Genomic DNA, 617 nt, shown 5'->3' on the forward strand with positions numbered 1-617 from the left:
AGGGTCACTGCGTCCTGCAGCTTGCGGCCATGCTTGAAGGGCGTGTCGGGCTCGTCGATGTAGCTGAATGCGCTGTGTTGCAGCGGCGCAGCCGCGTTGCCATCCTGCAATAACAGCTCTTCACTCAGCGCCAGCCAGCGGCTGTTGCTGACACCGGTCAGGCCCCGTTGCTCGGTGTAGCGATAGCGGGTTTGCAACACCGGGGCCTGGCCGTAGTCGGAGGCGGCCGGGGTCACGGTTTTGCGCTTGAGGTTGCGCTTGAATTGCTGCGGGTCGGGTGGGCAAAGCACATCGCCGTGCTCGTCCACTTCGCCGGCCACCTCATACCATTCACAGGTTTCGGTCACCTCGTTGGCGTTGACCTGGGTCAGCAGGTTACCCCAGTCATCGTAGGTGGTGGTCACCGGTTCCGGGCGCTTATCCATGGGATTGCTTTTGCTGTACCAGATCTGGGTCGCAATATGGGGCAACTGGCAGTACGCCGGCTGGTTTTCGAACTCGATGCCGGGTTGCAGGTGATAGACCGTTTCGCTGCGCAGCACGTTGTCGTTCTGCACGGTCTCTTCGACGGTCATCAGGTGGAAGCGATTGAAGGTCCGGGTGGTGCTGCGAACAGC

General features: G+C 61.3%; 1 pseudogene. It reads right to left on the reverse strand.

Annotated elements, in window-relative coordinates:
• A pseudogene (locus tag NQL71_RS29675) lies at positions 1–617 on the reverse strand (sugar-binding protein); the annotation flags it as partial.

Source organism: Pseudomonas serbica (genome assembly GCF_028823535.1).
Taxonomy (GTDB): Bacteria; Pseudomonadota; Gammaproteobacteria; order Pseudomonadales; family Pseudomonadaceae; genus Aquipseudomonas; species Aquipseudomonas serbica.